Origin of the sequence: Mesorhizobium onobrychidis (genome assembly GCF_024707545.1) — a bacterium.
GTDB lineage: Bacteria > Pseudomonadota > Alphaproteobacteria > Rhizobiales > Rhizobiaceae > Mesorhizobium > Mesorhizobium onobrychidis.
Map to the genome: position 1 here is coordinate 536,035 of NZ_CP062229.1, position 14,111 is coordinate 550,145.

Genomic DNA, 14,111 nt, shown 5'->3' on the forward strand with positions numbered 1-14,111 from the left:
TGTCCGGCAGGACAGAGGGGGGTGGGGCGAAGCGCACTGTGCTTAAAGAACCAAGCTCACAGCGGCTGGGTCGTGTAATCCCCTTCCGGCTCGTAGAGGCCGTCCTCGATCTTGGTCTTGTGGACGACGTTCAGCCGGCCGCCTTCGACCTTGGAGATGTTCTGGATGCCAAAACACTGGTGGATCTTGCCGTTGAAGGTCTTCGGCCCCTGCGGATGCTCGGGGCCTTCGGCGAACTCGGTCAAGGCCTCGGTCGCCTCGACCAGCTTGGCGCGGTCTTCCGGACCCTTGTAGCCGGCATCCTCCATCGCCTTCTTGACGACATAGAGCGTTTCCCAGCAGCCGAACATGTGGGCGGCGGTGGAGACGTCCTTCGGATCGCCGACGGCAGCACCATTGTCGTCGATGCCGACGGCGGCGCGATAGGCCTTCTGCGCGGCGGAATCATCGGGCTGCGCGTAGCGCGGCGAGCCTTCCCAGAAATGGCTGCCATCGAGGAATTCGAGGCCGGGGCTGTTGATGTCGGTGGCTTCGAGCGAATCGATGAAGCCGAACAGCTGCGGCCGGTTGGAGCCGTAGAATTCGCCGAGTTCCTTGACGAAGGTGAGCACCGCCGGGCCGACCATAACGTGGTAGATCACCTCGGTTTCGGCCGGGATCTGCGGAAAGTATTTGGTGAAGGACGATTCCGTCGGCGGGATGGCGATCTGGGCGATGACCTCGGCGCCTTGCGCCTTCAGCGCCGGCGGCAGGTAGTCGCGATGGTCGTAGCCGAAGGCGAAATCTGGGAATATCTGCGTCACCTTCTTGCCGGCATTCGCCGCGATCCATGGCGCCATCGCCTGGATCTGGCTCTTCACGTCGGTGATGCCGGGCTGGAAGACGTAGCGGTTGAGCTTGGTCGACGCGACGTGGTGGCCTTCGCTGACGACAAAATAGGGCATCTTGGCCTCGCCGGCGGCCGGCGCCGACCCGATGACGACATGCGAAAACAGCGTGCCGTAGACGATGTCGGTCTTGTGCTGGGTGGCGAATTTGCCGACCACTTCGGCGCCTCGGCCGGGATCGGTGCCATCATCCTCGATGATCACCTCGACCGGCCGGCCGTTGATGCCGCCGGCTTCGTTGATCGCCTTGACCGCGGCGGCGGTAGTCCTCTCGTACCAGCGGCCATAGGCAGCGCCAATGCCGGTGCGGTGGCACTGGAAGCCGATCTTTATCGGCGCCGAGCTCTGCGCCTGGCTGTAGCGCACGAACCCGGGCGCGACGGCGAGACCGGCGCCCGCGGCCAACCCCTTGAGCGCCGTGCGGCGGGTGAGACCGGTGTTGGAGAGATCGAAAAACCCATTCTTGTCAGTCACGGCGGTTCCCCTTGTTTTTTGAGTTTTGACCAATGGCTGTAGCGAGACGGGCCACTCTTGGTAAGAGCGCCGAAATTGCATGTGTACAAACTAAATCACCAAAGCCCTGATGTGGCAAGCTGGCTTTCCCCAACGGTCAATCGACGCCGTCGAAGTGGGCTTTTGTCTCATCCGGCAGCCGGCGTGGCAAGCAGCCACAGGCCGAAGACCGTATAGGCGATCATCAGCACGGTGAGCGGAAACTGGCTGAGCGCGGCGCGGGCGGGAACCGGATGCAATCGCCAGGCGAGGCCATGCGCGACGAGCACGGCGAGCATGTGGCCTATGATGATGACGCCGGCCTGAAAATTCCACAGCCACCATACCGAGCCGGCGCCGGCGGCCGCGCCAGCTTCGATCCGCATGTCGGCGGTGCCGAACAGGTTCCAGCCCAGCGCAAACGGGTCGGAAAGCGCAGCCATGGCGTATTGGCCGTCGACGAGCAGCGCCGTCAGATAGTGCGCAACATGATAGGCGAGCGCGATCGGCACGATCGACCAGACCAGCAGCCCTGCAGCCTGACCGAGGGAATGCGGGCTGCCGGCAAGACGCTGGCCGAGGACAATTGCAAGGATGAACACGGCCGCAAGCAGGACGAACGTCAGCACGAGCCCGAAGGTGCCGATGCCGATCGTCGCCGTGCGGCCTGGAAATTCCAGCGGATTGAGCCCGAACAGGCCGAGCCAGAAGAAGGTTTTGGACAGACCGTCGAAGGAGACCGACGACAGCGCAAGCAGCAGGAAAGCAATGCCGCTGAGCGACAGCGGCGCGGCATCGCTGAGCTTGGCGCCCGGCCAGCACAGACTGAGTCGCCCGCCTTCATTGCGCTCGACTTCATTGCGCTCAAGGAGGGCGAATCGCGCCACCATGGCGAGGAAGACGGTCAGGAACTCGCCGCGCCGGCCCCAGTCGCGGTAGCCGAACACCAGCATGGCGGCAAAACTCAGCAGCCAATAGAGGCCGGCAGCCCAGGCGAGCCGCGCCGGGTCGTCGGGCGCCGGGTCGATCAGCTCGAACCAGGCGAAGGCGAAGAACAGCACGACGGCCGGCCAGCAGCCGAGCCACGGAGGCGGGCGCCATGTTTCGCGTTTGCCGAACAGGTTCGAAATGATACGCCAAGGCCCGTACCAGGGATTCAGCCATGACCAAAGATTGCCGAGCAGCCCCTGCAGCAGAACCAGCCCAACCCAGAGCAGCGTCCATATCGCTAGGGGCAGCGGGTTGGAGAGCGGATCGCGGCTGCCGAACAGGCCAGCCGCAATAAGGATTGCGAAGCCGGCAAAGGATATCAGGCTGACGGTTGCCCGTGCGCCGTCGCCGAATGCGAACAGCGGCAGACGCCGCCGCCAGAAGCGGGCAGGAAAGTCTGAGGGCAGCAGTGCCAGGACAAGGAAACTGGCGGCGACCGCGAGCGCACCGCCGGCGACGTAGTAGCCGGTGGGCAGAAGCAGGACGTGGCCGCGATCGGAGGCATGGGCGGAGGCGGGGGTGGGCAACAGGAGGGCCAACGAAGCCGCAAAGGGCATTGCTATTGCCAAGCGACAGCGCTCTACGGCGAAGGAACTCATGCTATCCAAGAGTTCCCTCGCCCCTCACACCTTGACCAGCTGCTCCACACGGTCTTTCTCGCCGAAGATGCGCAAATAGCGTTCGATCTCTTTCTCGTCGCCGGTGGCCTTGGCGGGATTGTCGGAGAGCTTGACCGCCGGGCGGCCATTGGCCTCGGTGACCTTGCAGACCAGCGAGATGGCGTCGAGCCGGTTGGTGTCGGTCGGCGCGCAGCCTTCGAAATCATTGGTCAGATTGGTGCCCCAGCCGAAGGACATGCGCACCTTGCCGCAGAAGTGGCGGTAGGTTTCCTCGATGGTCTCGACCTCGAGCCCGTCGGAGAAGATAAGCAGCTTCTGCCTGGGGTCCTTGCCCTTTTCACGCCACCAGGAAAGGATCTTCTCACCGCCCTCGATCGGCGGCGCGCTGTCGGGGCGGAAACCGGTCCAGTCGGCGACCCAGTCCGGCACGTCACGCAGGAATGCCGCGGTGCCGAAGGTGTCCGGCAGCACGATCAGCAAATTGCCGCCATAGTAGCGCTGCCAGTCCTGCAGCACCTTGTAGGGCGACTGTTTCAATTCCTTTTCCGAATTGGCGAGCGCGGCGAACACCATCGGCAGTTCATGCGCGTTGGTGCCGAGCGCCTCGAGGTCGTTGTCCATGGCCAAAAGCACGTTGGAGGTGCCGGTGAAAGCCTCGCCGATGCCTTCCTTCAGCGCTTCGACGCACCAGCGCTGCCACAGGAAGGAATGGCGTCGGCGGGTGCCAAAATCCGAAATGCGGATATCGGGCAGCGCTTTCAGCCGTTCGGTCTTGGCCCAGATCTTGGCCTTGGCGCGTGCATAGAGCACGTCGAGCGCGAAGGGCCCGAACGCCCGCATTGCGGCGCGCGACCGCAACTCGTTGATGATGGCGAGCGCCGGGATCTCCCACAGCGTCGTGTACATCCACGGGCCGCTGAAGCTCAATTCGTACTGGCCATCGCGCTTGGAAAGCTCGTATTCGGGCAGCTGGAAATTCTCGAGCCAGGCGAGGAATTCCGGTTCGAAGATCTGCTTGCGGCCATAGAAGGTATTGCCGCCGAGCCAGATCATCTCTTTCTTCGAGAAGCGCAAGGTGCGGGCATGGTCGAGCTGATCGCGCAGTTCTGCTTCGTCGATCTCCTCGGCAAGACGGACCGAGGTGGTGCGGTTGATCAGCGAGAAGGTGGCATCGACCTTGGGATACATGCCCCAGATCATCTGCAGCATCAGCAGCTTGTAGAAATCGGTGTCGAGCAGGCTGCGGACGATCGGGTCGAGCTTCCAGGTGTGGTTGTAGACGCGCCGCGCTATATCGGTCTTAGTCATGTCTCGATGCCGCCTTCACTGCTCGCTCCCTGCGGAATGCCTCTTAGCATTGTATTTTTGAAAACGCCTCCCGCTTTGCGGGCTGGCCCGACAAAAAGAAAATCCTGCGGCAAGCGCGCGGCTCCGGCAATTGCAGCCTCAGGACGCGGTCTTGGCGCCGATCACTCGCAGCGCCGGGCGCTTCCTGCGGATGCCGATGCGGCCCGCCACCGGCGCATCGGCGCGGCCGTCGGCCTGTTCTTTCTCGGCAAACAACCAGTCGATGAACAGCTGCACGATCGGCGCCGACCTCATCTCGTTGCGGCAGACGACGTAGAAATCGTCGACCGCCGGCACCGACAGGCTGAACGGCGCTACAAGCAGTCCCCTGGCGAGCAGTCCGCTTGCGGTCACCGTATCGCCAAGCGCCACGCCGTGGCCATGAACCGCCGCCTCGGTCGCCATGCGAGCATCGCCGAGATGGTGGCGGCGGCCGCGCTCCAGATCCAGCGCATCGGCGGCCGCCAGCCAGGTGTGCCATTCACGGCCGTCGTCGCCATGCAGGAAGACGTGGTCGGCGAGATCGCGCACGGTGCGGATCGGACGGTTGTTGATCAGCGTCGGGCTGACCACCGGGAACAGTTCGAGACCCGACCATTTGCGCATCCAGCAATCGGTCCAGCTGCCGTCGCCATAGTGCACGCAGACGTCGATATGCGGCGCGCGGATGTCCTTGGCGTCGTTGGACGGGATCAGCGTCAGCCTGATGTCGGGATATTGCGAGGTGAAGCTGCCGAGCCGCGGGATCATCCACAGCAACAGCAGCGCCGGCACGCAAGACACGGACAAGGCACCGGTGCTCGCCGGCCTCGTCATGCGCTGCGTGGCGGCGGCGATGCCGTCGAAGGCGGTCGACACCGCCGGCAGCAATTCGGCGCCGTGCGGCGTCAGCTTCACCCGCTGACCGGCGCGCTCGAACAGCTTGACGCCAAGCGACTGTTCGAGCGCCTTGATCTGATGGCTGATGGCGCCATGGGTGACGTTCAGTTCAGCCGCCGCCTTGGTCAGCGAGGCGTGGCGCGCCGTCGCCTCGAAGGCCCGCAATGGATTCAGGGGAGGGAGACGCTTGGCCATCGGAGCCTCAAAGGAGCACGACCCCAGAAGTGGAACCCGGTTTTCGGATAAGATCACGCTCAACATTAATGTGAGATTTTCTCACAGCAGAGACCCTAACAATATCAATTGATTTTTCAATACAGCTGCAAGACACTTTGGGTCGAACAGCATCAAGACGTGAAATCCGCAGGCAGCCGGCAGGATGGCGACCGTCATTGATGGCCGCTCCGCACCAGCCATGGAGGACCGACATGGGTTATGATCGCGGCAAGCTCGAAGCGTTGCGCCGCAAATATGGCGAGAGCCATGGCGGCGAGATGTTCGACCCGAAATTCCGGCGCGTCGCCGACAAGATCTTCTCCAAGAGCGGCACGCGGCTGGCGCCCTATTCCGGCATCCCGACCTTCCTCGCCGCGCCCTACCGGGAAATTGCCGCCGACAATCCTGATTTCGGCGACCTGCAGGTGGCGATGATCGGCGTGCCGATGGACCTCGGCGTCACCAACCGGCCCGGCGCCCGCTTCGGGCCAAGGGCGCTGCGCGCCATCGAGCGCATCGGCCCCTACAACCATGTGCTGGAATGTGCACCGACGCATGAGCTGAAGGTGGCCGACATCGGTGACGTGCCGTTCCAGAGCCGTTACCGGCTGGAGACCAGCCATGATGACATCGAGCGCCGCACCAACCAGATCGTCGATGCCGGCGTCATCCCGCTATCGGTCGGCGGCGATCACTCGATCAGCCACCCGATCCTGAAGGCTGTCGGCAAAAAGGCGCCGGTCGGCATGATCCATATCGACGCCCACTGCGACACCAGCGGCCTGTTCGACATGACCAAGTTCCACCATGGCGGTCCGTTCCGCAACGCGGTGCTGGACGGGGTGCTGGATCCGTCGCGCACAATCCAGATCGGCATCCGCGGTTCAGCCGAATATCTGTGGGAGTTCACCTACGAATCCGGCATGACCGTGGTCCATGCCGAAGAGGTGACCGGCCTCGGCATGCCCGCCATCATCGCGAAGGCGCGCCAGATCGTCGGCGATGGCCCGACCTATGTGTCTTTCGACATCGACAGCATCGATCCGGCCTTCGCGCCTGGCACCGGCACGCCGGAAGTCGGCGGATTGACGACGCGGGAAGTGCTTGAACTTCTGCGCGGCCTGAAGGGCCTCAACATCGTCGGCGGCGATGTCGTCGAGGTGGCGCCGCAATATGACGCGACCACCAACACCGCCCATGCCGGCGCGCAGGTGCTGTTCGAGATCCTCAGCCTGATGGTCTTCAGCCCGGCGATCTGAGGCAAGGGAGCCTGACGCGCCAGACCATGAAGTTCCAAGGCGACCGCCGCGCTGGAGCCGGCGGCCGCATTCAAACAAAACAAGCTTCCAGCAGGGGAACGACAATGACACTTCACATGAAGCTCAAATCATCCATCGCAGCCGTGCTGATGCTCGCCGGCCTTGGTCTTGCCACCCAGGCCGCCAATGCCGACGCGGTCGACGACATCACCAAGGCCGGCGCCATCAATGTCGGCATTTTCTCCGACTTTCCGCCCTTCTCCTCGGCCAGTGCCGACATGAGCATCAAGGGCTATGACATCGACGTGGCGCAGTTCATCGCCGACCAGCTCAAGGTCAAACTCAATTTGGTCAGCGTGACCGGCCAGAACCGCATTCCGTATCTTACCGACAAGCGCGTCGATATCCTGATGAGCGTCGGCTATTCCAAGGAGCGTGAGCAGGTGATCGATTTCGCCGCCGCCTACGCACCCTATTATATCGCCGTCATCGGCCCGGCCGCGCTCAAGGTCGAAGGCAAGGATGACCTCGCCGACAAGTCGATCGCCGTCAACCGCGGCACGCTGGAGGACACGTCGCTGACCGAGGCAGCACCCGCCTCGGCCGACATCCGCCGCTTCGACAACTATAATTCCGTCATCCAGGCCTTCATCTCGGGTCAGACCCAGCTGATGGTCGTCGGCAACGATGTCGGCGCCCAGGTGCTCGCCCGTCAGGAGGCACTGAAGCCGGAGCAGAAATTCCAGCTCCTCACCTCGCCGTCGCATATCGGCCTCAACAAGAACGAGGACCGCCTGAAGCAAGCGGTCAACGACGCGGTCGCCAAGATGCTGGCCGATGGCAAGCTGGACGAAAGCTCGAAAGCCTGGCTCAAGACGCCGCTCAATCCCGACAACCTCAAGGATTGATCTCCGGGGTAAAGACCTATCATGGGCTACAGCCTCGACTTCGGCTGGCTTGCCGATGCGACAGGCGCGATCGCGCGCGGGGCGGCCACGACGATCCTTTTGATCGCCGTGACCACGCTCGCGGGAACGTTCCTCAGCATCCTCGGTGCGGCCGGGCGGCGAAACGGCCCCTTGCTGCTCAAGCGGGCGATCGGCCTCTATGTCGAGGTGATCCGCAACACGCCGTTCCTGGTGCAGCTGTTCTTCATCTTCTTCGGGCTGCCCAGCATCGGCGTGAGGCTCGATCCGCTGCTGGCCGCCCTGCTGGCGATGACGCTCAACATGGCGGCCTACACGATCGAGATCGTCGGCGCCGGGCTCGACGCGGTGCCGCGTGGGCAGACGGAAGCAGCACTGGCGCTCGGGCTGCGGCCGCGCCAGGTGTTCGTCAAGATCGTGCTGCCGCAGGCACTCAAGGTGATCTATCCGGCGCTGACCAGCCAGATCATCATCATGATGCTGGAGTCCGCCGTCGTGTCGCAGATCGCAGTGCGCGAACTGACCTACGAGGCCGACATGCTGCAGGCGCGCACCTTCCGCGCTTTCGAGACCTATTTCGTGGTGACGATCGTCTATCTCGTCCTGTCGATGGGGCTGCGCCGGCTGCTGGTCAGCGGCGGGCGCCGCGCGCTGGGGGCCGGCGTGTCATGATCGAATTCACCTTCTGGGATATCGTCCGCAACCTTCTGCTCGCCGCGCGCTGGACGGTGCTTCTGTCACTGGCGGCCTTCGTCGGCGGCGGTGTGGTCGGCATGGTCGTGCTGTTCTTCAGGATCGCCAAGAATAAATGGGCGCGGCGCCTTGCGTCGGGGTACATCGCGCTTTTCCAGGGAACGCCGCTGCTCATGCAGCTCTTCCTGATGTTCTTTGGCCTGCCGATGCTGGGCTTGCGCATAGAACCTTGGACCGCCGCAGCACTTGGCCTCACCTTCTTCGCCAGCGCCTATCTCGCCGAAATCTGGCGCGGCGGCGTCGATGCGCTGCCACGTGGCCAGTGGGATGCCGGTGCCAGCCTCGGCCTCCACTACCTGCAGGAACTGAGGCTGATCATCCTGCCGCAGGCGTTTTCGATCACCCGCGCGCCGACCGTGGGTTTCCTGGTGCAGCTGATCAAGTCGACCGCACTGACCTCGATCATCGGTTTCGAGGAACTGGTCAGGACATCGAACGCGATCAACAATGCGACCTTCGAACCGTTTACCGTCTACGGGCTGGTGGCGCTGATCTTCTTCGTCATGTGCTTTCCGCTGACGCAATATGCGCGCTCGCTCGAACGGCAGGCGGCTACAAACTAGGAAGCTGCCTCTGCGGTCAGCGTTCGAATGCCTTCTTTTGGGTCAAAGCAGTCATTGGGGATTATCCGGTTCCGCGTTGTGAAAAACGATTGGTGACGATAACCGTGTTTCCGGCTGCCTCTTCGGAGCTATCTCCTTGTTGGAAGAAGAGTTCTGTGTACTCTCACAATGCTTTATCAAGGGCTTGGGGATGAGAATTGCAATGTTCGTCGCGTTGGCCGCGACAGCGGCTGGATGCGCGACCTCTCCGGTCGACTATGGAGCGTCGCTTTCGAAGCAAGACCGGAAATGGGCGTCGCCGGAATGCCAGCAAGCCCGCATGGAGGCTTCGGACTACGACGCTCGCGAAAAAAAGCAGCCGGGCTGGGGAACCGGCGTCTTTCTTGGCCCGTACGGATTAGGGCTCGCAGCAGCCATCAAGGAGCACCAGCAGAAGCAACGAAAATTGTTCGCTCGCGCGGTGCACTTGCGGTGCTCAAGCCTTCCACTGCCAAAGGAGTTGCAAAGCGACTTAAGCCCACAGGCCGCGAGTGCAAATCAGACGAAATATCCATAGACGTCACGACCCCGCCCTCCTCGTGACGAAGCCGCTTTCATCAATTCCCAAAGGAGAGCTGCGGCGCGATACGATCCCGCCGCAGCCAGCGCGCTAGAAGCAGCGCCGCCACCACCGCCAGCCCCAACGACAGGCCGATCCAGATGCCGACGCCGTCGAGCCCGGAATAGAAGGCGAGCAGCACGCCGAGCGGCAGGCCGATGCCCCAATAGCCGATTGCGGCATAGATCATCGGCATCTTGGTGTCGTGCAGGCCGCGCAGCATGCCGGCTGCCACGGCCTGTGCGCCGTCGAAAATCTGGAACAGCGCGGCAAAGGCCAGGAACGACACTGCAAGCCCGATCACTGTGGCATTGGCCGGGTCACCAAGATCGATGAAGGCGCTGATCAGCGGCTGCGGCCACAGGATCATCACCAGCCCCATCAGCGCCATGAACGAGACGCCGATGACAAAAGCGGTCCAGCCGGCGCGGGAAACACCTTCCGGATTGCCGGCGCCATGGGCGAGCCCGACGCGCACCGTCGCCGCCTGGTTGAGGCCGAGCGGAACCATGAAGCTGATCGAGGCGATCTGGATGGCGATGGCATGCGCGGCGAGCGAGGCCGCGTCGATCAGGCCCATGAGAAGGGCTGCCGCGTTGAAGATCGTCACCTCGAAAGCGAGGAGGCCGGCGATCGGCAGACCGAGCCGCAGCAAGCCCTTGAAGCGCGGCCAGTCGGCCCGCCAGAAACGCCCGAACAGGCGGTAGCGGCGAAACTTCGGCTCAAGCATCACCACAGCCGCCATGCCGGCGAACATCAGCGTGCTGGACAGCGTAGTGGCGAGGCCCGAGCCGGCGATGCCCATCGAAGGGGCGCCGAGATTGCCGAACATGAACACCCAGTTAAAGAAGACATTGCAGGCGACGGCAACGAAGACGATGACCAACGCCCAACCCGGCCGCTCCAGCGCCGAGATGAACGAGCGCAAGACGATATAGCCGTAGAAGGGCAGCACCGCCCATTCGAGCCAGCGCAGGTAGATGCCGGCCTGATGTGCCAGCGCCGGTTCCTGACCCATGGCCAGCAACACGGCCTCGCCGTACCAGAGAAGTATCCAGATCGGGATTGAGATGAGGATCGCCAGCCACAGGCCCTGCCGTACGGTGCGGCGCAGATCGCGCACGGAATGGCGACGGCGGCCGAGTTCCGTAGCGATCATCGGCGAGGTCGCCAGCATCAGGCCGAGCCCGAAGATCAGCGGCATGAAATAGAGGTTGGCGCCGAGCGCGCCGCTGGCCAGCGTGTCTGGACCCAGCCGCCCCATCATCATGACGTCGGTCGCGGTCATCGCAGTCTGGCCGAGATTGGTGAGCACCATCGGCCAGGCGAGCGCCAGCGTCGCCTTGATTTCCTGACGCCAAAGGTTTTCCGGCGCGCGAGCGCCGGCTTCGATCGCAGACATTTTGTCGCCTATCCGATTGCGGCGCGTCGGCCAACACCGGAAGCCGCGTCTCAGCGCGGAAAATGGCCGTGATCGGCCCGGATTCCGCATTAACCGCACGGCTTGTCTACGAAATGAGCGGCTATGGCAAGAGGCTGACTCAGTGAAGAGTTGATCCAGCAAGGGCGTACGGTCTCAAATCCCGCCTGTTTGGCCTGCCTGTTGGGCCCGCCTGTTGGAGAGAGCACAGAAGCCGCTATGATTGCGTCGTTGCTCGACCTGAAGAGCGGGCATGATATCAGGTTCCATCGAAAGACATGCGATGAGCGCGTTTCCCGAAATCTACCTGGTTCGGCATGGCGAGACGGAATGGAGCGCCTCCGGAAAGCATACCGGCCTGACCGACATACCGTTGACACCTGCGGGCGAGGAGGCCGCCGGGCGGGTCGCTGAGCGGTTGCAGGGCCTTTCGTTCCAGGCTGTCTGGTCGAGCCCGTCGCAGCGCGCCTCCAAGACTTGTACACTGGCCGGCTTCGGTTCGGCCGGCGTGAAGAAGGCCGATCTGGCGGAATGGGATTACGGCGCTTACGAGGGCCTGACCACGAAGCAGATCCTCGTCAAGCGTCCCGGCTGGCGTCTGTTTCGCGACGGCTGCCCTGACGGCGAGGCGGCAGAGGATGTCGGCGCGAGGGCGGATCGGATCGTCGACGAGCTGCGTAGCGTCAACGGCAATGTCCTGCTGTTCTCAAGCTCGCATTTCCTGCGAGTACTGGCGGCGCGCTGGCTCGGTCTGCCGCCGCAAGATGGCGCCCTCTTCGTGCTGGATACCGCCAGCACAAGCGTGCTCGGCTATGAGCACAACCTTGGCGAGACAATTATCCGGCGATGGAACCAGAGGTAGCATTACAGGCTTGTTCGAGCCTATCTGATCGCGTCCAGCGCCTGCCTCTGCCGGTGCATCTCCAAAAACACCCGGTAATCGCGATCGAACCGGCCGCCGGCCGCCGGATTCGACGCCCGCTTCCTGCCGCCTTGCTGCATCGCGACGCAAGCGGCGTTGAGATCAGGGAAAAGCCCGGCGGCGGTGGCCGCGATCATGCCGGTGCCGAGCAGCACCGCCTCGTCGGCCAGCGGCTCGACCACCGTGCAGCCGGTGGCGTCGGCATAAAGCTCCATCAGCAGCGGGTTTTTGGTGTGACCGCCGGTGACGTGCAGCGTGTCGATCAGATAGCCGTTCTCGTTCAGTGCTTCCAGCACATGGCGCACGCCTAGCGCGATGCTTACGGCGGTGCGCCAATAGAGCTTGCACAGGCTGTCGAAAGAGGAATCCAGCGTCAGTCCGCTGATGACGCCGACGGCATGCGGATCGGCGAGCGGCGAGCGGTTGCCGTGGAAATCCGGCAGCACATGCAGCCTTGCCGCAAGGTTCTCGCCCTCGATAGTGCGCAATTCGGCAACGCGCCGGGCGATCCTGGCGTGCATGGCTGCGTCCGGCTCACCGCCGGCGCCATGCCAACGGATGACGTGATCGAGCAGCGCGCCGGTGGCCGATTGGCCGCCTTCCGACAGCCAAAGCCGGGGAAGCGCCGCGCCATAATACGGGCCCCAGACGCCGGCAAAGGGTTGCGGGTCGGGCGACATCGCCATGACGCAGCTCGAGGTGCCGGCGATCAACGCCAGATGCCGGCCGATGTTGGTTTCGTCGCCTGCAAAACCGCCGAGCACGCCGAGCGCGCCGGCATAGGCGTCGATGACGCCGGCGCCGACCCGGCATTTTTCGGTCAGGCCGAGCTCAGCCGCAGCTTCCGCGCCCAGCCGGCCGATATCGGCGCCGACCGGGCTGGCCTTCTCCGGCAGATTGCCATGCTCGAAAAGATCGCCGAGCCCAACGGCTTGGAAGAAGTCGTGCCGCCAGCCGGTCTCTTCATGCGCCAGATAGGTCCATTTGGCGGTCAGCGTACATTGCGAGCGGGCGAGCGAACCGGTCGCCTTCCATGTCAGAAAGTCGGTGAGGTCGAATAGATAGCCGGCTTCGTTCCATGTTCCGGGCAGGTTGCGCTTCAGCCACATCAGCTTCGGCGTCTCCATTTCCGGCGACATGACGCCGCCGATATAGTCGAGCACGGCATGGCCGCTTTCGCCGCATTCATCGGCCTCGGCAATGGCGCGGTGATCGAGCCAGACGATGGTGTCCCAGCGCCGTTCGCCTGATACCGACACGCTGAGCTGGCCACCATCCCTGCCCCGCACCACCAGCGAGCAGGTGGCGTCGAAGGAGATGCCGACGATACCCTCCGCTGCCACCCCAGCCTTTTCGCGGGCGGTGCGCACCGCAATGCAGACCGCCGACCAGATATCCTGCGAATCGTGTTCGGCGTGGTCGGCCTTCGGCCGGTTCATGACGATCGGGTGCTCGGCGCGACCGAGCAAGGTGCCTCCGGTGTCAAGAATGCCCGCACGGGCGCTCCCGGTGCCGACATCGACCGCGCAAACGAAACTGTTCGTCAAGGTGTTCTTACTCTCGCTCCCAGGCCTGCAATCAAATCGGGCAATTGCAGCATGTCAGCGAATATAAAGTCCGGCTCACTCGACGCAAGCCGCGCTTTCAGTGCCGGGTTGCCGGCATGCGAGCCGCCGGTGAAGGCAAGGACGCGCATGCCCGCCGCCCGTGCCGCCGCGACGCCGGCGGGGCTGTCCTCGACGACGAGACAATTTTGCGGGATTGCCCCCATGTTGGCGGCTGCATGGAGAAAAAGGTCCGGCGCCGGCTTGCCCCGCGCCACCATGGCGGCGCTGAACAGATGCGGCTCGAGCAGCCCGAGCAGCCCGGTGACGTCGAGCGCATAGCGGATGCGGTCCAGTGTGCCGGAGGAGGCGACGCAGCATGGCATGGCGAGCCTCGGCAGAACCTGCCCGATGCCGGGGATCGGTTTCAGCTCCTCGCGAAATTTGCGCATCAGCCCGACGCGCATCTCGCTCAGGTGCTGGTCGGTAATATCAAGTCCGAAGTCGCGGCCGAGGATTTCGCGGACGCTTTTCATGCTCTTGCCGAGGAAATGCTCATAGGCGGCGTCCTCGCTGACACTGCCGCCGGCGAGCGCGATCATGCTAAGCAGCGCCGAAACGGACAGCCCTTCGCTGTCGACCAGCACGCCGTCGCAGTCGAAAATGACCAGGTCAGGCGTCATTGAGGGCCTTCA

13 protein-coding genes are annotated in these 14,111 nt (G+C 63.6%); 6 read left to right on the plus strand and 7 right to left on the minus strand.

The genetic code is table 11. From position 1 onward, the window contains the following. Positions 1-56: 56 nt before the first annotated feature. From IHQ72_RS02555 to gcvA, 4 genes are all read right to left on the minus strand, one after another. Positions 57-1,361: an ABC transporter substrate-binding protein gene (locus IHQ72_RS02555; protein ID WP_258121007.1), complete on the minus strand. Its 1,305-nt coding sequence runs from the start codon at positions 1,359-1,361 to the stop codon at positions 57-59. A 167-nt stretch (positions 1,362-1,528) separates the two neighbouring features. After that, positions 1,529-2,926, minus strand: a complete 1,398-nt coding sequence (locus tag IHQ72_RS02560; RefSeq protein ID WP_258121008.1) for a hypothetical protein — start codon at positions 2,924-2,926, stop codon at positions 1,529-1,531. 66 nt (positions 2,927-2,992) lie between these two features. Next, on the minus strand, positions 2,993-4,297 hold the full coding sequence (gene pncB, locus IHQ72_RS02565; protein WP_258121009.1) for a nicotinate phosphoribosyltransferase: 1,305 nt from the start codon (positions 4,295-4,297) through the stop codon (positions 2,993-2,995). 138 nt (positions 4,298-4,435) lie between these two features. Next, on the minus strand, positions 4,436-5,410 hold the full coding sequence (gcvA, locus tag IHQ72_RS02570; RefSeq protein WP_258121010.1) for a transcriptional regulator GcvA: 975 nt from the start codon (positions 5,408-5,410) through the stop codon (positions 4,436-4,438). A 233-nt stretch (positions 5,411-5,643) separates the two neighbouring features. On the opposite strand from gcvA, the gene speB reads away from it, so the two are divergent. From speB to IHQ72_RS02595, 5 genes are all read left to right on the plus strand, one after another. Continuing rightward, positions 5,644-6,690, plus strand: coding sequence for an agmatinase (gene speB / locus IHQ72_RS02575; protein ID WP_258121011.1), 1,047 nt, complete (start codon positions 5,644-5,646; stop codon positions 6,688-6,690). A gap of 104 nt (positions 6,691-6,794) precedes the next feature. Further along, positions 6,795-7,598, plus strand: coding sequence for a transporter substrate-binding domain-containing protein (locus tag IHQ72_RS02580; protein ID WP_258121012.1), 804 nt, complete (start codon positions 6,795-6,797; stop codon positions 7,596-7,598). Between the two features lie 21 nt (positions 7,599-7,619). Then, the gene (locus tag IHQ72_RS02585) at positions 7,620-8,288 is read left to right on the plus strand and encodes an amino acid ABC transporter permease (protein ID WP_065011639.1); all 669 of its coding nucleotides are present in this window, start codon (positions 7,620-7,622) and stop codon (positions 8,286-8,288) included. Further along, positions 8,285-8,932 (plus strand): amino acid ABC transporter permease, encoded by a 648-nt coding sequence (locus IHQ72_RS02590; RefSeq protein ID WP_258121014.1) that lies wholly within the window; start codon positions 8,285-8,287, stop codon positions 8,930-8,932. The genes IHQ72_RS02585 and IHQ72_RS02590 overlap by 4 nt, the downstream gene beginning before the upstream one ends. Positions 8,933-9,122: 190 nt before the next feature. Then, positions 9,123-9,488 (plus strand): hypothetical protein, encoded by a 366-nt coding sequence (locus tag IHQ72_RS02595; RefSeq protein ID WP_246805391.1) that lies wholly within the window; start codon positions 9,123-9,125, stop codon positions 9,486-9,488. A 40-nt stretch (positions 9,489-9,528) separates the two neighbouring features. Here the strand turns inward: IHQ72_RS02595 and IHQ72_RS02600 are convergent, their stop codons facing one another. Next, positions 9,529-10,932 carry an MATE family efflux transporter gene (locus IHQ72_RS02600; protein WP_258121015.1) on the minus strand — a complete coding sequence of 468 codons (1,404 nt, stop codon included), beginning with the start codon at positions 10,930-10,932 and terminating at the stop codon, positions 9,529-9,531. Between the two features lie 301 nt (positions 10,933-11,233). Between IHQ72_RS02600 and IHQ72_RS02605 the strand changes: the two genes are divergently transcribed. Continuing rightward, positions 11,234-11,812: a histidine phosphatase family protein gene (locus tag IHQ72_RS02605; RefSeq protein WP_258123709.1), complete on the plus strand. Its 579-nt coding sequence runs from the start codon at positions 11,234-11,236 to the stop codon at positions 11,810-11,812. 20 nt (positions 11,813-11,832) lie between these two features. Here IHQ72_RS02605 and IHQ72_RS02610 read toward each other — a convergent pair whose 3' ends face one another. Together IHQ72_RS02610 and IHQ72_RS02615 are read right to left on the minus strand one after the other, a co-directional pair. Continuing rightward, positions 11,833-13,419, minus strand: coding sequence for an FGGY-family carbohydrate kinase (locus tag IHQ72_RS02610; protein WP_258121016.1), 1,587 nt, complete (start codon positions 13,417-13,419; stop codon positions 11,833-11,835). Then, on the minus strand, positions 13,416-14,099 hold the full coding sequence (locus tag IHQ72_RS02615; protein ID WP_258121017.1) for an HAD-IA family hydrolase: 684 nt from the start codon (positions 14,097-14,099) through the stop codon (positions 13,416-13,418). The genes IHQ72_RS02610 and IHQ72_RS02615 overlap by 4 nt, the downstream gene beginning before the upstream one ends. Positions 14,100-14,111 lie beyond the last annotated feature (12 nt).